Origin of the sequence: Bacillus sp. FSL R9-9497 (assembly GCF_038005805.1) — a bacterium.
In the GTDB taxonomy this organism is placed as follows: Bacteria; Bacillota; Bacilli; order Bacillales; family Bacillaceae_G; genus Bacillus_A; species Bacillus_A cereus.
On the sequence record NZ_JBBOTY010000001.1, the window covers coordinates 2,122,802 to 2,141,446 of the forward strand.

Sequence of the window (18,645 nt, forward strand, 5' to 3'; positions counted from 1 at the left end):
CTTACATAAGGTAAGTTGTTAACTTTTAAAAAATAAATCTTGAATTAAAGATAAAGAGAAAAAAGGGAGAGAATACAATGACAAAAGTACTATTTATTACAGCAAATCCAAATTCAGCAGAAGGTTCTTTCGGAATGGCAGTAGGGGAAGCTTTCATCGAAGCTTATAAAAATGAACATCCACAAGACGAAGTTGTAACAATTGATTTATTCAATACTACAGTACCAGCAATTGATGCAGATGTATTTGCTGCTTGGGGTAAATTTGCAGCAGGTGAAGGCTTTGAAGCTTTAACTGAAGTTCAACAACAAAAAGTAGCAGCAATGAACACAAACTTAGAAACATTTATGAATGCAGATCGTTATGTATTCGTAACTCCAATGTGGAACTTTAGCTATCCACCAGTAGTAAAAGCATACTTAGATAACGTAGCAATCGCAGGTAAAACATTCAAATATACTGAAAATGGTCCAGTCGGCTTATTAGAAGGTAAAAAAGCACTTCACATTCAGGCAACAGGTGGCGTATATTCTGAAGGAGCATACGCAGCTGTAGACTTCGGTCGCAATCACTTAAAGACTGTATTAGGATTTGTCGGTGTAAATGATACTGAATATATCGCAGTTGAAGGTATGAATGCAAACCCTGAAAAAGCACAAGAAATTAAAGAAGCAGCAATTGCTAATGCTCGTGAATTAGCAAAACGTTTCTAATATAGAATGCTTAAAAAGTCCAAACACTTGCTGTTTGGACTTTTTTTCTTCTTTTTCCTTCGTTTGTCTAGTATAATGAAGGTCGGAATGATAATAGGTGGGGGTTCTGTATGATTCAAACGTTTTTTAAAATCTTTTATTTAATTTTAATCGTAATTGCGATTACACCGAGAATGTGGCGTCTTAAAAGACAAGTAAATACGATGGCGCCAAAAGAAAAAGATAATGCTGTGTATAAAACGACAAATTGGTTTGGTAAGAAAATGGTACGTGTAGCTGGAGGGGCAGTAGAAGTGAAAGGACTTGAAAATGTTCCGAAAGACAAGCCAGTACTAGTTGTAAGTAATCACCAAAGTAATATGGATATCCCTGTTTTACTAGGTTACTTAAATAAACCAATTGGATTCGTTTCAAAAGCAGAGATTAAAAAGTTCCCAGTTGTACCAACTTGGATGGAACTTATGAATTGTGTATTTATGGATCGTAGCGATCGTCGTCAATCTCTTCAAGCGATTAAAGATGGAATTGAACTATTAAAGAATGGACATTCTATCGTAATTTTCCCTGAAGGAACGAGAAGTAAGGGTGGCGAAGTTGGAGAGTTTAAGGCTGGTAGTTTTCATCTTGCAGTAAAGTCAGGTGTAGCAATTTTACCTGTAACGTTAGATGGTACATATAAGATGTTTGAAGCGAATGGAAATCGTATGAAGCCAGCTCATGCAACAGTAACAATTTCTAAGCCGATTACACCTGAAGATTATGCGAATATGGATATTAAAGAATTAACGAAGCATACACAGGAAGTTATCGCATCACAATTACATAAGTAATAAAAAAGGATTCAGCTTATAGTAAGCTGAATCCTTTTTTATTATGCTGTAGGTAAGACATAAAAGAGTACACAGAAGAACATCATCGCACTACCACCTAAAACGAACAGGTGCCATATGGCATGGTTGAAAGGTAGCTTTTCCCAAAGGAAGAATATAGCTCCGACAGAATATAAAATTCCACCTGCTAAAAGTAGTGAAAAACCATGTCCAGTTAGATTTTCATAAAGTGGTTTAATGGCAACGATTATGAGCCAACCCATAATGATGTAACATAAGGTTGAAGCCTTTATAAAGCGACGTACAAAGAAAATTTTGAAGACGATACCTCCGATTGCTAGTGTCCATATTATAGCAAGCAACGTCCATCCTAATGGGCCACGAAGTGTAATAAGTAGAAAAGGAGTATACGTGCCAGCAATCAATAAGTAAATGGCTGAATGATCTAAAATAGTAAATATTTTTTCTACTTTAGGATGATGAATGCTATGTAGTAATGTTGAAAACAAGTACAGTAAGAACATGCTTACACCATAAACAGTAAATGCAACTACAGCTGATGCGGTACCGTGCTTAGAAGCATGAATAATCAATATGATTAAGGCAGGGATGCTTAAAATGGCACCGATACCATGTGTAATTGCATTTGCAATTTCTTCTTTTACAAATTGGGTCATTCGTGTCATTTTTTCAGTCATAATGCAAATCCTTTCTACTATCATAAAATAATATGTCATTTCCCTTACCATATCATACACAAGAGCAATAGAAAATGAAATTTGTATAATTGATTATATTTTTGAATTTTTTTGATAAAAGACAATGGATTTGTTGACGTTTTCAAACTTTTTTGACAAAATAAAATTATGTAATAGTAGGACAAGGAAACTACTAATAAAGGGGATGGGGAAATGTTTTCAAATATTGGCTTTCCAGGGTTAATTTTAATTTTAGTAGCAGTACTCATTTTATTTGGACCTAAAAAATTGCCGGAAATCGGGAAGGCTTTAGGGGAAACGTTAAAAGAGTTTAAAAAATCAACGAAAGAATTGACAGATGACGCATTTCAAGAAAAGGAAAAGAAAGAAAAAATGTAGTGTATTTTCCTTGTAATGGATAAATAAAGTGTGGTGAACGAGATGGAAGATCGGGAAATGAGCGTAGTAGAACATATTGTTGAGCTTCGAAAAAGAGTAATATATACGGTGTTATCCTTTGTACTATTTTTAATTATTGGATTTACTTTTACAAAGGATATTTATTTTTGGCTTGTAAAAGATTTACCAATGAAATTAACTGTTCTCGGTCCAAGTGATGTATTGTGGATTTTTTTCTCGATTGCTACAGTATTTGCTATCGTTTGTACAATTCCTTTTGCTGCTATACAAATTTGGTTATTTGTAAAACCGGGTTTACATCCAAATGAACAAAAGATGACAATAATGTATATACCGGTATTGTCTATATTATTTCTCGCAGGTTTATGTTTTGGATATTTCATTGTAATGCCGTTTCTATTTCACTTTTTAACTACGATAGGTAATGAAATGTTTAATACGATGTTTACGACAGAAAAGTATTTTCATTTTGTACTTAATTTAACAGTTCCATTTGCTGTGATTTTTGAATTGCCAGTCGTTGTAATGTTTTTAACTAGTATTGGAATACTTACGGCGGAATTTTTAATAAAAATAAGAAGGTATGCTTACGTAGCATTAATTATCATTGCATCTTGTATATCACCGCCAGACTTTTTATCTCATAGTTTAGTTGCAGTGCCGCTTATTTGTATTTATGAAGTAAGTATTGCGTTATCAAAGGTTGTTAGTAAGAGGAAAAAGAAAAGAGAAGAAATGCAGTCGAAAAGTGCCTCGTTATAAAGGCACTTTTTTATTTATTTGTTATACTATAGCTATAAACGTATACAATATATAGAAGAAAAAAATTATAGAATCTCCAAAATTTAGACAAACTTTGCGCTTTTATAAGCTTATACTAAATGTATTAAACAATTGATGGATAATGAGATTCCCGTCTCAGAGATATTTAGGACGGGAAGGTGAATTAGGTGGAGATGAATAGAGTATAAATCTTCTAGCCATAAGGACTACAGAAATCATATAAGTCTGATTTTACTCCACTTTAAACAACGTGTTACAGCGCAAAGTAGAGGAAGTTCAAAAATCCAATGAAAAAGAGGATTGATATTGTGATTACGAAAAGTTTTTATTTCACTCATTCAACAGGGGATTGCATTAAAATATTCGAAATCCCTGTCCTACAGGCACAGCATCCATTATCGTTTCTAATTCAGTCTCGTCTTCAATTATTTATTGCAAAAATTCAAAGACAAAAACACCCAAGATTTTCGTATTCTTTCCGTGAATATTTACAAAATTGTTTGAAGTGGAATGATTATTTAAATGTATATAAAACAAATACCCTTGAAAAAAATGCATGATACGAAGTACGGACAGGGTTAGTAAACTCTGTCTTTTTCATTTTAGATATGAAAATATAATTAATTTGATGAAATTTCGTTCCAAATTGTTGAAAGCAATGGGAATACTAGTATAATAACAAGGAGAGCGTATTGGAAAGGGAAGAAGTATAGTATGCAAAAAATTAAAATTGTAACAGATTCAACGGCAGATTTATCACAAGACGTAATCGAAAAGTATGACATTCATGTTTTACCATTATCAATCTCTGTAAATGGACAAACATATTTAGATCGCGTTGATTTACAACCTGACGAATTTATTGAAGAAATGATTAAATCAGAGGAATTACCAAAAACATCACAACCAGCTATGGGTACATTTGTAGAAATGTATGACAAGCTAGGGGAAGATGGAAGCGAAGTCCTTTCTATCCATATGACAAGTGGAATGAGCGGTACTGTAGCAACTGCAAATAGCGCTGCATCAATGACTGATACAAAAGTAACGGTTGTTGATTCTCAATTTATTACACATGCTTTAGCATATCAAGTAATTGAAGCTGCAAAAATGGCAAATGACGGACGCTCACTAGAAGAAATTTTAAAACGTGTAGATGAAGTAAGAAAGAATACTCGTTTATATGTAGTAGTGGATACATTAGAAAACTTAGTGAAGGGTGGACGTATCGGTAAAGGAAAAGCGTTTATCGGTTCGCTACTTAATATAAAGCCAATTGCTAGTCTTGAAGACGGTGTTTATAATCCTGTAACGAAAGTTCGTAGCCAAGGCCAAATTGTAAAAACATTAGCTAAGTTATTTGAGCAAGATACGGCTGGAAAAGTCGTAAAAGCTGTTGCAATTCCGCATGCGAAAGCAATTCCTTTAGCTGAAAGTATGAAAGCGGCGGTTGAAAAAGTGAGTGGATTTGCTCAATCAGAAATTTTTTATACAACGCCTATTATTAGTACTCATACAGGTCCGGGCGCAATCGGATTTATGTATTTAGCAGAGTAATAAAAAAGCTACTTGAAAATATATTTCAAGTAGCTTTTTTATGTAAATAGAAAGTAAGAAATAAGAAGAGCTACACAGGCACTACCGCTAATGATATAGCGAGTCTGTAAATATTCATTCATAGAAAACACCCTTTATCCCGCTATTTGCGGACAGTAAAACTCTCTACCTTAAATTTAGCTGGAGCAAAGAGGTTAGGTAGCGGGCTGCCCGTAAAAGCTTGATTGGTGAAGGCAAATAATCAGTGGGGATGAAGAAATCCCACTAATTAAAGTTTCACTATAGGATTTTCTATATTATATGTTGGATATAGAAAATCAGTCATTACGTTACACATGTAAAGTTTCAATTTTTTCGTTTATTTGCTTATCATTTGTTGCGTTACTATAAATAAAAGTTTGACCTAAAAAGAGTACATGCAGTTGTTCCCACGGTAACATGCGCAAATTCCAATTATTTCGAAGTCTAGTTATTGCTTCACGAGGTGTTTCATCGGCGAGTGCAAAAGCTCCGTAATGCATTGGTATAAAATGTGTAGCGTTTAAATCTAAATAAGCTTGCACGGCCTCTTCAGGTGAAACATGAGATACTTTCATAAACCATTCTGGTTCATAAGCGCCAATGGGCATAAGAGCAATATCAATTAAAAAGCGTTCACCAATTTCTTTGAAACCTTGGAAATAGCCACTGTCGCCACAAAAATATATGGTTTCCATAGTCGTTTCATTATCAATAATCCATCCGCCCCAGTGAGACGTATTCATATCAAATAAGAATCTTCTCGTCCAGTGCTGAGCAGGTACGAAGTGAAAAGAAACTTCGTTAATTATCGTACTTTCCCACCATTTATACTCTTCTACATGTTTAAATCTCTTACGAGTAAATAATTTTTTTAATCCAATAGGTACAAGATATAGAACATCATCATTCAACTGACGAAGAGTTGAAAAATCTAAATGATCATAATGACCATGTGAAATAAGGACAATATCAATTTTAGGTAGTGCTTCTATAGAGAGTCCAGGTTCTGTAAGTCTTGGAACTAGCTTTAATTTATTAGCCCATACTGGATCTGTTAATATATTAAGTCCATTCGTTTGGATAAGAAAAGTGGAATGCCCAATCCATGTGATAGTCGTTTTTTCAACATTACTTTGCAAAAATGCACTTTGTTTAACGGGTGATTGTTCTACTAAGAAAGAAAAATCTTTTTTGTTTTGCTTTCGTTCTTTACGCCAGCGTAAAAAAGAGCGAATTGATTTTTTTGTACTAACATTATCCATATTTTCATAGCGCTTTGCCATGAACATCACCTCATTTAAAATCGTTGTATTTGTATTGTACCGAAATGTTGTTAAGGAATACAGTGTAAAACATGGATTAATGTTTAAGGAATTGTTAAAAAATAGGGAGAGGTATTTACAAAAGTAACAATGAAATTAGTTTTATCACTTTTATTTAGAGAAATAATAGTAAAAAAATATATTTTGTCTAGTAATTCGCTTGAAATAAAGAAGTAACATACGTAAATTCGTACGATTTCGTGAACAAATGTAGTAAACAATTTTCTCGTAGTGTTAACTTTTGTTATTATAAACATAACCTATTTAAATTTAGGATAGAGAAAAGAGGTTTATAAATGAAGCGTTATCAAAAAATAATTGGTCTTATGGTTGTATTTTGTCTCTTTGTACTTGCTGGATGTAGTGAATCAGGTTCAAAGCTTCGTAAACCATTAAATTGGGATTTAGAAACCTTCCAATTTACAAATCAAGATGGAAAGAAATTTGGTACAAAAGATTTAAAAGGGAAAGTTTGGGTTGCAGATTTTATGTTCACAAATTGTCAGACAGTTTGTCCACCAATGACTGCAAATATGGCCAAGCTTCAAAAGATGGCAAAAGAAGAGAAATTAGACGTTCAGTTTGTTTCATTTAGTGTAGATCCAGACCTTGATAAGCCAGAAAATCTGAAAGCTTTTATTCAAAAGTTTACAGAGGATACTAGTAACTGGAATTTATTAACGGGGTATTCGTTAGAAGATATTACAAAGTTTTCAAAAGATAATTTCCAATCACTTGTTGATAAGCCGGAGAACGGTCAGGTCATGCATGGGACATCATTTTATTTAATTGATCAAAACGGAAAAGTAATGAAAAAGTATAGTGGCATTAGTAATACGCCATACGAAGACATTATACGTGATATGAAGCGATTAGTGGGTTAAAAATAAGGGTGCATAGCACCCTTATTTTTTTTGTATTAGTCTATCGATAAAATGTCATGTTGCTGGGGAAGTTTCGGTGCACGAATTTCTAATACGCCGTTTTGATAAGAAGCTTTTGCCGCTTTTTTATTAATTGAATACGGCAATTTAATCAATCTTGATGCTTCTGAAATGGAACGTTCTCGGCGATAATAGTTATGGGATGTTTGTTCTTCTTCCTCTTCAAGTATCTCTTCTTTTACAGAGACTTTTAAGTATTCACTTTGTATTTCAATTTGGATTTGTTCTTTTTGTATACCTGGTAGTTCAGCTGTAACAACGAGTTCTTCACCAACTTCATATAAATCTACAGGGAATGTTAATAAACGGTTTCCTTTTTGGAAAAAATGATTTAAATCAGCGATTACATTGCGAAGAGGTGTTTGCTCGAAGAAATCATCAATTTGCTTTAAGTAATTACGAACCGGTGGGCGAGAAGAATCTTTTTTTTCTTCACTCATGGTATTCCCTCCTAGAAATCAATTTGCAATATCATATGACAAAAGCGGAGAAAGGTGAGTGCCTAGTTTTCATGTTTTCATAAAAAATTGTTAAAAATGTGAAATGGAGTGATTTTTTTATAGTTTTTGGTCGCCATATTCAGTTGATTATGCTAGTATAAATAGGGTTGATATAGTAGTATAGAGACAGAATGAAAACTGAAAGAGGGTAAGAAGTATGTGTGGTTTTGTAGGATGTTTATGTGAAAACCCTAGAGAGTTTTCAGAAACAGAAAAACATCAATTTGAAAATATGAACACGATGATTTTCCACCGTGGTCCAGATGACGAAGGATATTTTCGTGATGAACATGTACAATTTGGCTTCCGCCGTTTAAGCATCATTGACTTAGAGGCAGGACATCAGCCGCTAACTTATGAAAATGATCGATATGTAATTATTTTTAATGGTGAAATTTACAACTATGTAGAATTACGTGAAATGTTACTTGAAAAAGGTGCAACGTTTGCAACGCAATCTGATACAGAAGTTATCATTGCATTGTATGCACATATGAAAGAAAAATGTGTAGACTACCTTCGTGGTATGTTTGCATTTATGATTTGGGATCGTGAGGAAAAGAAACTTTTCGGTGCACGTGACCACTTCGGTATTAAACCTTTATACATCGCACAACAAGGTGATACTACATTCTTCGCATCTGAGAAGAAAAGTATTATGCATGTGATGGAAGATAAAGGCGTTAATCCAACGTCACTACAACATTACTTTACGTACCAATATGGTCCAGAGCCAGAAACGTTAACAATTGATGTTAATAAAATCGAGCCTGGTCATTATTTCGTAAAAGAAATCGGTAAAGAGATGGAAATCCATCGCTACTGGAAACCTTATTTCAACGCTTCAAGTGCAACGAAAGAGGAGCATATCCAAGCAATTCGTGATGTGTTATATGATTCAGTAAAAGTGCATATGCGTAGTGATGTACCAGTAGGTTCATTCTTATCTGGTGGTATCGATTCATCTATCATCGCTTCTATCGCAAGAGAAATGAATCCAAATCTTTTAACATTCTCTGTTGGTTTTGAGCAACGTGGTTTCAGTGAAGTTGATGTTGCGAAAGAAACAGCTGAGAAATTAGGCGTTAAAAACCATAACGTATTCATTTCAGCGAAAGAATTTATGGATGAGTTCCCAAAAATCATTTGGCATATGGATGATCCTTTAGCTGATCCAGCAGCTGTACCATTGTACTTCGTTGCGAAAGAAGCACGTAAACATGTAACAGTTGTTCTTTCAGGTGAAGGCGCAGACGAGCTATTTGGTGGTTATAACATTTACCGTGAGCCAAACTCACTAAAAATGTTCTCTTACATTCCTAGCCCAGGTAAGAGCGTTCTAAAAGCATTAAGTGGTGCTCTTAAAGAAGGATTTAAAGGTAAGAGCTTCTTAGAGCGTGGATGTACACCAATTGAAGAGCGTTACTATGGAAATGCTAAAATCTTCCGTGAAGAAGAAAAAGCTGAATTAATGAAGTATTACAATGAAAGTGTTAACTATATGGATATCACGAAACCATTGTATAACGAGATTAAAGATTATGATGATGTAAGTAAAATGCAGTACATTGACATGTTCACATGGTTACGCGGTGACATTTTATTAAAAGCTGATAAAATGACAATGGCAAACTCATTAGAACTTCGTGTACCGTTCTTAGATAAAGAAGTATTCGATGTTGCATCTAAAATTCCAACTGAATTTAAGATTGCTAACGGAACTACGAAAGCTATTTTACGTGAAGCAGCACGCGGAATCGTTCCAGATCACGTATTAGATCGTAAAAAACTTGGATTCCCAGTACCAATTCGTCACTGGTTAAAAGACGAAATGCATGATTGGGCTATAAATATTATAAACGAAAGTAAGACAGAGCATTTAATCGACAAACAGTATGTATTAAACTTACTGGAAGCACATTGTGCAGATAAAGGCGATTATAGCCGTAAAATTTGGACTGTACTTGCGTTTATGGTATGGCACCAAATTTATGTTGAGCATAAATACGATACGAATAAGTTCCATGAAGAAACAAAACGTGCGTATAGCTTAGTTTAATTAGAAAAACCTTAAGATCGCATACGGTCTTAAGGTTTTTTTCATAAATAGGAAGTATTATTGATACAATAATAGTAAAAGGATGGACAACATATGATTACGTTTGAGAAAGTTACTGTAGAAAATGAAAGCGTTGTTAAAGAAATGTTTAAATCGCATAGTTTAGGTGAGAAAAAGGTACAGTACTGTGTGAAAGTTGATGATACATATATTGGTGTAATAGATTATAGTGTACAAGAGGAACGGGCTGTTTTATCACAGCTAATTATTCATTTTGATTACCAAGGTTACGGTTATGGTACAAATACGTATTTTACATTTGAAGAAATGATGAAACAAAGAAATGTGAAAGAAATAAAAGTGCTACAAGAGAAATTAACAGAAAAGGCGAAGTCTTTCATAGAGAGTTTTGGTTTTACTTCAGAAGATGAAGAGTATGTAAAGAAAATATAACGATGATTATTTATGCGATACAATAAATATAAGGCAGGTGGATGTATGACGATGACTTCTGGTCTTGTATTAATTGGAGGGTGCTTTATAGTAGCAGAATTATGTCATATAATCATTCGGAAAAGAATGAGTAAGAAAAAAAAGCCATATGAATTACAATACATCCCTGTCTTTTTCATTATGTTTTGTATGCTTAGTACATTACAAAATCTAATGAACTTTCCACCACTTGTAAATGTTTTTTTAAAGTTTGGTTTACTTTATAGTGGTGTTGGAATAGCACTTTTATTTATTTTATTTTGCATACGTTATGTTCACTATCAATCGTATATATTTATTTTAAATTGGTTAAAGCAAGATGATAGAAACCGCCTTACATAAGGCGGTTTTTTTATTTGCAATTGTAACAGAACTTGTACATTTCACATAAAATAGGACGAGTAGAAATGCGAACATATTACAAGAAAGGGGCGGGGCAATAAAATGAAACTTGTTATAGACGCAGGGCACGGTGGATATGATTCTGGTGCTGTTGGTAATGGTTTAGTAGAAAAAAACTTAACACTTCAAATTGCTAGACGCGTTCGAGACATTTTAACGGTAAATTACCCAATTACAATTAAAATGACACGTGATAGTGATGTGTTTATTTCTTTATCGGAACGTGCTAATATTGCTAATGCTTTCAGTGCGGATTATTTTATTTCATTTCATATTAATAGCGGCGGGGGTACAGGTTTTGAAAGTTATATTTATAATGCGTTATCCAATAGCAGCACTGCATATGCAAAGCAACAAAAAATGCATACAGCTGTCAATCCTGTATTAATAAAATACGGTCTTCGTGATCGAGGAGCAAAAAAAGAAAATTATGCGGTATTAAGAGAAACCGCAATGGATGCAATTTTAACTGAGACTGCTTTTATTGATACAGCGTTTGATGCGAATTTATTAAAAAATCCACAATTTATTGAAGATCTAAGTCAAGCGTATGCAAATGGAATAGCAGCTATTTTGGGAGTAGCTCCAAATCCACAACCCCCTAACCCACAACCGACACCTCAAACGAAGGGAATCGCTTATGTTCTTGGGAAAAATGTAAATTTAAGAAATGGTCCATCAACTTCTTCCTCAGTTATTCGTCAATTAAATTCTCCAGAATCTTACGTTGTATATCAGGAAAGTAACGGATGGCTAGATTTGGGGAATGGACAATGGGTGTATAATGATCCTTCGTACATTAATTTTGTAAAGACAAGCAATAGTGATGGAAGCCCGATTGGGGTTGCATATATACAAGGGATGAATGTAAATTTAAGAAGTGGTCCATCAACTACATCTGCAGTTATCCGCCAATTAAATTCTCCAGAATCTTATTTAGTATATATAAATGAAAATGGTTGGTTAAACCTTGGGGGAAATCAGTGGGTATATAATGACTCAGCGTATATTAAGTATACTCAATATTAGGAATTGAAATGATAGTGCAATATGGATGCGTATCCTTGTTATGTATAACAAGGATACGCATTTTAATAACAACATTTTTTTTCATACTTATGCACTATGTTTTAAAAAGAAACATTAGAAAAGCGGATAGAATCTAAATAGTATATATTAAAAAAGTTATCTTATATACATTGACAATGTATGTAAGATACATTAATCTTTAAATGTTAATGATAATCGATTTCATCTAGGGAGGACATATGATACATACTAAAAAACTAATTATGTTCTGCATTATGATACTCATGGTTGTAATTGCAGGATGTAGTAAAGAAGAGAAAAAAGAAAATAATATATCAGCGAAAGCAAAAGATTCATATACGGTAAAGCATGCAATGGGTGAAACGACAGTAAATGGTACACCTAAAAAAGTTGTTGTTTTAACAAATGAAGGCGCAGAGGCTCTCCTAGCTGTGGGCGTAACGCCAGTGGGGACTACGAAACCACGTGCTGGTGATGAATGGTATCCTCATTTAGCGAAAGAGTTAAAAAACACGGAAGTTGTAGGAACTGAACGTGATATTAATTTAGAGGCTGTAATGAAGCTTAAGCCAGATTTAATTATCGGAAATAAAATGCGTCATGAAAAAATATATGATCAGCTAAAAGAAATCGCACCAACTGTTTATGCAGAAACATTACGCGGTGATTGGAAAGAAAACTTTACACTTTATACAAAAGCTGTAAATAAAGAAAAAGAAGGGCAAAAAGCTCTTGATGATTATAAAAAACGCATTGAAGGAATGAAAGAGAAGTTAGGCGATAAATTGAATTCTAAAGTTTCTATTATTCGTTTCGTGCCAGGTGATGTTCGTATTTATCAAAAAAACTCATTCTCGGGCGTTGTTTTAAATGATATTGGATTTAAACGACCACCATTACAAGATAAAGATGATTTTGCGATAAAAGGAATTACAAAAGAGCAGATTCCAAATATGGACGGAGACTACTTATTCTATTTCACGTCTGATAAAGATGCAGATAAGAATAATGAAGGAAATTCGTTAGCAAAGGAATGGACAGAAGATCCACTCTTTAAGCAACTACAGGCTTCTAAAAATAACAAAGTATTCCAAGTAGATGAGGTAATCTGGAATACAGCAGGCGGTATTAAAGCTGCGAACCTTATGTTAGATGATATTGAAAAATATTTCCTTAAATAAATGATAAAATACATCACTTTTACGAAGTGATGTATTTTTTGTTTGTGAAAATACAGAAAATTCCTTCTTTCAGGGTGTCATAAGTTGTACAATAAAATCAATCATGTGATAAAGGAGTGGGGAAGAATGAAAGCTACTCATAAAGATTGGATCTTGTTTAATGGGAGAATGATTAATACGAAGGAAGAACAGCCGATGGTCGCATTAGAAGAGCGAGGCTTCCAATTTGGTGATGGGATTTATGAAGTATTTAGACTATACGATGGCAAGCCTCATTTATTAGATTTACATTTGGAACGATTCTTTAACTCTATGGCGGAAATAAAACTAATTCCACCATTTACGAAGGAAGAATTAGTAGAAGAGTTATATCAAATGATTAAAAAAAATCAATTTCAAGAAGATGGGAATGTATATTTACAAATATCAAGAGGTGCACAACCGCGCAATCATGTATATGAATCAGATTTACAACCGACATATTTTGCAAATCTTGTTTCGTTCCCAAGACCAGTTGCTTCAATGGAGGCAGGGATTAAGGTGACAGTAGAAGAGGACATCAGGTGGAAGTTTTGCCATATAAAATCTTTAAATTTGCTTCCTAATATCATGATCAAAAACAAAATAAATGAACAAGGGTATCAAGAAGCAATATTAGTACGAGATGGCATTGTGACTGAAGGGTGTCATTCCAATTTCTTTATCGTGAAGAATAATAAGTTGATTACACATCCAGCGGATCATTTCATTTTACATGGTATTACACGTCACTACGTAATTACATTAGCGAAAGAGTTACATATCGATGTAGAGGAACGAGAGTTTTCATTACAAGAAGTATATGACGCTGAGGAGTGCTTCTTTACAGCGACGCCGCTTGAAATATTCCCAGTCGTTCAAATTGGTGATGAACAGTTCGGGGCTGGTGAAAGAGGACCAATTACGAAAAAACTACAAGCTGCATACGAAGAGAGTATTCGTTTATTTAAAGTGACAAATTAATTATGAAGAAAAAAGCTGGTATTCTTCCGGCTTTTTTTCATGATATAATTCAAGCATAGGACAAGTTTTGAAAACGCTGTAAAAAGGGGATTTAATATATGAATTATGAAGATTTTAAAGAAGTAATTCACGGAAGACGAAGTGTTAGAAAGTTTACAGATCAAGAAGTATCTACTAATGATATAAAAGAAATAATTGATTGTGCTCGTTACGCACCAAGTGATACGAATTCACAAACGTGGGAATTCTTAGTTATCATGAATCGAGAGAAGATTAAAGAAATTGAACAAATGACATGGGATGCATTACATAAACTTGCGACAAAAGCAGCAGAAAATGGAGAAGAGAAAGCAGGGAAATTACTTACACGTTCTTTCGGACCATATGCAACAGCTTTCTCGGAGGCACCAGTATTAATCGTATGTTTGGCAACACCATATGAATCAAAGTTCCGTGAAAAGATATTTGATCCAATTGCTTTTGTTCCAGATTCAGTTTGGGAAGAAGAAGGCATTAAGAGTAGCTGTTTAGCGGCACAAAACTTAATGTTAGCTGCACATGCAAAGGGACTTGGTACTTGTCCAATGACAGGGCCAGTATTGCTAGCTCAAGATGAACTGCGCCAATATTTACAAATTGAGCCTGAAAAACAAATAAATATGGTTATTTCACTCGGATTTCCGAAAGATAAACCGAAGAAACTTACAAGAAAAGAAGTAGATGAGATTACAACGTTTGTTTTTTAATTGCTGTATAGAAAAGACATTGAACTAACAATGTCTTTTTATTTTTGAGGGTATGTAATTCATATGTTGGGCTAAAATGATAGATAAGAGGGAATTACTATTTATTTCATAAAAAAAATTAATGTTCTATTAAGGAAAGTATGATACATTAATCGTGAGCAAGATTCTATTTGTTCATGAAAGTGTTGAAAGTAGTCTCAAAATTTAAAAGTTATTTTTGTATAATAAATTATAATGAAGTTACAGGGGGGATGAATTTTGAAAAAATTCATAATCACTGGATTGTCTGTATTGTTATTAGTTGGTTGCGGTGCTCCACAGGAAAAAGAGGACGCGCAATCAAAACAGGAAGAACAAGTTGTAAACGCAAGTGATGAGAATATGGTTGTATTTCCTGAAGGAGCAATGTCAATTGGAGAAGGGAAAGTAAAAGTTATTACTCCAGATGGTACTTCTGAAAACGGCAATATACCGACTGTATTCATCAAAAAGGATACGTTAATTCAGCAAGTTGAATTAGAACTTTCTAATTTTCAAAGTGATAAAGAAACATTCGTATTTGTAGATCAAATGTATACGGATAAACATCAAGTAACTAGTACAACGCAGACAACAGTGCAGTTAAAAGAAAAAACGCTGGAAACAGGTAGTCATACAATTACTGCAGTTCAGTATGAAAACAATGACCCGAAAGGAAAGGTTATTAGTTTTAATCAAGCAACATTTGAGACAAAACCAGCGTCTTAATATGAATAAAAAGTACATTACTCAAAAAGTAGTGTGCTTTTTTGTTTGGACTAGAGTGTGCAAGAGTGAATAACTTATTTCATTTTCTAATACAATTAAATAGGAAGAAATCACTTGTTACTTATGACAGAGAAAGAGGCTGAATACGTGAATCGGTGTATTCGTATCATTTTGATTAGCCTAATGATGGCAGTAATTTGGTTTACGATATAAGAGTTTATGCAAATAACGCTCAATTATCAAATTCATGACTTGTTAATAGGAGCTATTTGTTTTACCATTGTTTATCTATTATATCCCGCACTAACGGGCAGTAAGACCTTACCTTAAAACTCGGTATAGGTGAGGAGATTAGGTGGGAGATCAACTGCCTGTAAATGCACGATTGATGAGGGCTGATAATCATTGGAGATGAACAACCTCTCCAATGATTAAAGTTTCACTTTATGATAAACTCGGATTAAGGTGAGTTTTGCAAGAAAAATGTAGGTATTTCATTTGAAATGTCGAATAGTACATACGATGTCGTAATAACAAATTTTCTATTGTTTACTGTGAAACAGAAGAAGGAGAGATAGTAATGAAACGAGCTCTTATTAATATTGATTATACATATGATTTTGTAGCGGAAAAAGGTGCTTTAACTTGCGGAAAACCAGGACAAGAAATTGAGAATGAAATTGTACATATAACGAAGCAATATATTGAAAATGGGGATTACGTAGTGTTTGCAATTGATAAACATGAAGAAAATGATGAATATCATCCCGAAGCGAAATTATTTCCTCCTCATAATATAGCAGGTACAAATGGTAGAGACTTATTCGGTGAGTTACAAGAAGTATACGAAACATATAAAAATGCTGAGAATGTATATTATATGGATAAAACGCGATACAGTGCGTTTGCTGGAACGGATTTAGAGATGAAGCTAAGAGAAAGAGGAATAGCAGAAGTTCATCTTGTAGGTGTTTGTACTGATATTTGTGTTCTTCATACAGCAGTAGATGCTTATAATAAAGGGTTTAAAATTGTTGTTTATGAAAAGGCGGTTGCATCTTTTAATGCACAAGGACATGAATTTGCACTTGGACATTTTAAATCTTGTTTACATGCAGAAGTGAAATAAAAAAGAGGCCTTTAAAAAGGTCTCTTTTATTTGTCATTGTTCATTGAAAACAGCTACCGCAACGCCTACTAAATTGAGTGGTCTTGATCCGACAACTTCTCTAATTTCTTCCATATACCCTATTGTAGGTAACCTCCTTAAGGAAAAATAAGAGCATATAAACTATTCGTTATTATATAAATATATTCCTCTTTATAAAGATGAGAGATGTCAAATATCTCATGTGTTTTATTTGGTAAAATATACATCAAAAAAGGTCAAATGTTATAATAAAGGCAGAAAGAGATAATCTTTCATTCATAAATAATAAGGAGGAAAAAATATGCGTAATTTATTTCCAGAGATAACAAAACGTCAAAATGGTATTTTTGATTTTGGGCCTTCTTTATTAGAAGGGATGACAGATGCTTTCTTTAAGCCACTGAACATGGATACTTTTAAAGTAGATGTTCATGAGCAATCTGATAAATATACTGTGAAAGCAGATTTACCAGGTTTTCAAAAAGAAAACATTCAAGTTGATTTTGAACAAGATGTATTAACGATTCAAGCAACTAACCATAATGAAGTAGAAGAAAAAAATGAGAATGGCACATATATTCGTAAAGAACGTTCTATAGGTTCTGTAACTCGACGCTTTAGTTTTAAACAAGTTGAGGAAGAAAATGTTAGAGCAAATTATAAAGATGGCGTGTTGACAATAGAATTACCAAAACTGAAAGAAGAAAAAAACAGTAAGACAACAATTAACATCGAATAAAAGAGCTGATGATTTCAGCTCTTTTTTGTACTTAGTTAATAAATTAATTGAAATCGTAATGAGTAGAATAAAGTTGTAATATTAAAAAAATCACTATTAGCTCCCTTTAGATTATTAAAAAGGGTATATTTAAAGGGAAAGGAAAAAGAACAGCTAGACATACTGTTTAAAGTGAATTAGTAATAGAGTCAAAATACATAGTAAGGGTAGTGGCATTTAAGATTAGGATAATAGATTTTTCTGGAACAAACTTAGGCGATTATGAATTTTTTAATTAGTAAGGAAGTGGTTAAATGAGCTTATTAACGTATACGGAAGAATTTTTTAATTATGTACGAGAGTTTTTACTTTTAAGATTTTTACTATTTGCTTTAGTTTTAATCATTATTTCTTTTGTAATAAACCGTATTATTGATTGGTTTTTTAGGAAATCAAGCTTTTTTGATGAAGAGGTAGAGCAGACAATTCAAAGTGTAATTCGATCTATTTTTAGATATATCATTATCATCAGTCTTATCATATATTTAATTAGCCAATTTGTAGATATAAAAAGTATTATTGCAGGTGCAGGGATAGCTGGAGTTGTCATCGGTTTTGCTGCACAACAGATGCTAAAAGATGTTATATTAGGTTTTGCAAGATTAGCGGACAAAGAGTTTCGAGTTGGTGATTTTGTAACTTTTAACGGAACAAATTCAGGAACTATTGAAGAGATTAGTATTCGTTTTATGCAAATTCGTGAATGGTCAGGAAAACTACTTACCATCCCGCACGGAGAGATTAGAACGATACAAAATTTTAATAAAGGATGGATGCGTGTAATTGAACGCATCACGGTAAGTTATCAGGAAGATCCAACAAGAGTGAAGGAATTGTTAGAAGAAGTATGTGTTATATGCAATGAAAAATTGAATCAAACTCTTTATAGAGTAGAGGATGAGGCTGTTGAACCATTTAAATACGTTGGTGTTACAGACTTAAATCCTAACTTGAAATATGTTGGCTATGAATTTTGTATTACAGGTTTAATAAAGCCAGAAGATTATTTTGAAACTTCTAGACAAGTAAGATTTGAATTAATGTCTATGTTCCATAAAAATCAAGTGCAAATGCCAGCAGCGAATATGGTTGTTACTACTGAAGGTTTACAGCATATCCATGGTGGACAATCTTTATCGGACAGCTAAAGTAGAATCGTTTGTTAACAAAAATTCTGCTTCCAAAATTGGATAGAATAACAATAATAAAATGATTGATATAAAGAAAGGGCTGAAGGAATTCGGTTCTTT

The 18,645-nt window shown here is 33.4% G+C and carries 21 protein-coding genes and 2 pseudogenes; 19 read left to right on the plus strand and 4 right to left on the minus strand.

Annotated elements, in window-relative coordinates; translation table 11 throughout:
- Positions 1–77: 77 nt before the first annotated feature.
- Positions 78–713 carry an FMN-dependent NADH-azoreductase gene (locus MKY21_RS11070; RefSeq protein WP_000170025.1) on the plus strand — a complete coding sequence of 212 codons (636 nt, stop codon included), beginning with the start codon at positions 78–80 and terminating at the stop codon, positions 711–713.
- Between the two features lie 110 nt (positions 714–823).
- The gene (locus MKY21_RS11075; protein ID WP_000616577.1) at positions 824–1,543 is read left to right on the plus strand and encodes a lysophospholipid acyltransferase family protein; all 720 of its coding nucleotides are present in this window, start codon (positions 824–826) and stop codon (positions 1,541–1,543) included.
- Positions 1,544–1,584: 41 nt separating this feature from the next.
- Here the strand turns inward: MKY21_RS11075 and trhA are convergent, their stop codons facing one another.
- Positions 1,585–2,241, minus strand: a complete 657-nt coding sequence (trhA, locus tag MKY21_RS11080; protein ID WP_000136889.1) for a PAQR family membrane homeostasis protein TrhA — start codon at positions 2,239–2,241, stop codon at positions 1,585–1,587.
- A 213-nt stretch (positions 2,242–2,454) separates the two neighbouring features.
- On the opposite strand from trhA, the gene MKY21_RS11085 reads away from it, so the two are divergent.
- The 4 genes from MKY21_RS11085 (at position 2,455) to MKY21_RS11100 (ending at position 5,001) form a co-directional block, all read left to right on the plus strand.
- Positions 2,455–2,640: a twin-arginine translocase TatA/TatE family subunit gene (locus MKY21_RS11085; protein WP_000492443.1), complete on the plus strand. Its 186-nt coding sequence runs from the start codon at positions 2,455–2,457 to the stop codon at positions 2,638–2,640.
- Between the two features lie 42 nt (positions 2,641–2,682).
- Positions 2,683–3,423, plus strand: a complete 741-nt coding sequence (gene tatC, locus MKY21_RS11090; RefSeq protein WP_000390120.1) for a twin-arginine translocase subunit TatC — start codon at positions 2,683–2,685, stop codon at positions 3,421–3,423.
- 329 nt (positions 3,424–3,752) lie between these two features.
- Positions 3,753–4,004: a DUF2535 family protein gene (locus MKY21_RS11095; protein ID WP_000629013.1), complete on the plus strand. Its 252-nt coding sequence runs from the start codon at positions 3,753–3,755 to the stop codon at positions 4,002–4,004.
- A 154-nt stretch (positions 4,005–4,158) separates the two neighbouring features.
- Positions 4,159–5,001 (plus strand): DegV family protein, encoded by an 843-nt coding sequence (locus MKY21_RS11100; protein ID WP_001169470.1) that lies wholly within the window; start codon positions 4,159–4,161, stop codon positions 4,999–5,001.
- Positions 5,002–5,330: 329 nt separating this feature from the next.
- Here MKY21_RS11100 and MKY21_RS11105 read toward each other — a convergent pair whose 3' ends face one another.
- Entirely contained in the window at positions 5,331–6,305 is a 975-nt protein-coding gene (locus MKY21_RS11105) for an MBL fold metallo-hydrolase (protein WP_016117735.1), read from the minus strand.
- 335 nt (positions 6,306–6,640) lie between these two features.
- Between MKY21_RS11105 and MKY21_RS11110 the strand changes: the two genes are divergently transcribed.
- Positions 6,641–7,228, plus strand: coding sequence for an SCO family protein (locus MKY21_RS11110; RefSeq protein WP_000833331.1), 588 nt, complete (start codon positions 6,641–6,643; stop codon positions 7,226–7,228).
- Between the two features lie 35 nt (positions 7,229–7,263).
- Here the strand turns inward: MKY21_RS11110 and MKY21_RS11115 are convergent, their stop codons facing one another.
- Positions 7,264–7,728 (minus strand): Hsp20/alpha crystallin family protein, encoded by a 465-nt coding sequence (locus MKY21_RS11115; protein WP_001288085.1) that lies wholly within the window; start codon positions 7,726–7,728, stop codon positions 7,264–7,266.
- A gap of 217 nt (positions 7,729–7,945) precedes the next feature.
- Between MKY21_RS11115 and asnB the strand changes: the two genes are divergently transcribed.
- From asnB to MKY21_RS11165, 10 genes and pseudogenes are all read left to right on the plus strand, one after another.
- The gene (gene asnB, locus MKY21_RS11120; protein WP_000333816.1) at positions 7,946–9,847 is read left to right on the plus strand and encodes an asparagine synthase (glutamine-hydrolyzing); all 1,902 of its coding nucleotides are present in this window, start codon (positions 7,946–7,948) and stop codon (positions 9,845–9,847) included.
- A gap of 93 nt (positions 9,848–9,940) precedes the next feature.
- Positions 9,941–10,300 carry a GNAT family N-acetyltransferase gene (locus MKY21_RS11125; protein ID WP_000627523.1) on the plus strand — a complete coding sequence of 120 codons (360 nt, stop codon included), beginning with the start codon at positions 9,941–9,943 and terminating at the stop codon, positions 10,298–10,300.
- A gap of 51 nt (positions 10,301–10,351) precedes the next feature.
- Positions 10,352–10,681 (plus strand): hypothetical protein, encoded by a 330-nt coding sequence (locus MKY21_RS11130; protein ID WP_000200459.1) that lies wholly within the window; start codon positions 10,352–10,354, stop codon positions 10,679–10,681.
- Positions 10,682–10,783: 102 nt separating this feature from the next.
- A complete protein-coding gene (locus MKY21_RS11135; protein WP_044795542.1) occupies positions 10,784–11,770 on the plus strand; it encodes an N-acetylmuramoyl-L-alanine amidase in 987 nt (328 codons plus the stop codon).
- Between the two features lie 239 nt (positions 11,771–12,009).
- The gene (locus MKY21_RS11140; RefSeq protein WP_000581989.1) at positions 12,010–12,972 is read left to right on the plus strand and encodes an ABC transporter substrate-binding protein; all 963 of its coding nucleotides are present in this window, start codon (positions 12,010–12,012) and stop codon (positions 12,970–12,972) included.
- 126 nt (positions 12,973–13,098) lie between these two features.
- Entirely contained in the window at positions 13,099–13,974 is an 876-nt protein-coding gene (dat, locus tag MKY21_RS11145; protein WP_000648387.1) for a D-amino-acid transaminase, read from the plus strand.
- Positions 13,975–14,072: 98 nt separating this feature from the next.
- Positions 14,073–14,720: a nitroreductase family protein gene (locus MKY21_RS11150; RefSeq protein ID WP_044795545.1), complete on the plus strand. Its 648-nt coding sequence runs from the start codon at positions 14,073–14,075 to the stop codon at positions 14,718–14,720.
- Positions 14,721–14,978: 258 nt separating this feature from the next.
- A complete protein-coding gene (locus tag MKY21_RS11155) occupies positions 14,979–15,467 on the plus strand; it encodes a hypothetical protein (RefSeq protein ID WP_000713496.1) in 489 nt (162 codons plus the stop codon).
- A gap of 123 nt (positions 15,468–15,590) precedes the next feature.
- Positions 15,591–15,797 (plus strand): annotated as a pseudogene (locus MKY21_RS11160) (hypothetical protein).
- A 250-nt stretch (positions 15,798–16,047) separates the two neighbouring features.
- The gene (locus tag MKY21_RS11165; protein ID WP_016117736.1) at positions 16,048–16,596 is read left to right on the plus strand and encodes a cysteine hydrolase family protein; all 549 of its coding nucleotides are present in this window, start codon (positions 16,048–16,050) and stop codon (positions 16,594–16,596) included.
- A gap of 36 nt (positions 16,597–16,632) precedes the next feature.
- On the opposite strand, the pseudogene MKY21_RS11170 reads toward MKY21_RS11165, so the two are convergent.
- Positions 16,633–16,719, minus strand: a pseudogene (locus MKY21_RS11170) (DNA mismatch repair protein MutT); the annotation flags it as partial.
- Between the two features lie 199 nt (positions 16,720–16,918).
- On the opposite strand from MKY21_RS11170, the gene MKY21_RS11175 reads away from it, so the two are divergent.
- Positions 16,919–17,356, plus strand: coding sequence for an Hsp20/alpha crystallin family protein (locus MKY21_RS11175; protein ID WP_001245052.1), 438 nt, complete (start codon positions 16,919–16,921; stop codon positions 17,354–17,356).
- 293 nt (positions 17,357–17,649) lie between these two features.
- The gene (locus MKY21_RS11180) at positions 17,650–18,543 is read left to right on the plus strand and encodes a mechanosensitive ion channel family protein (RefSeq protein ID WP_000055434.1); all 894 of its coding nucleotides are present in this window, start codon (positions 17,650–17,652) and stop codon (positions 18,541–18,543) included.
- Positions 18,544–18,645 lie beyond the last annotated feature (102 nt).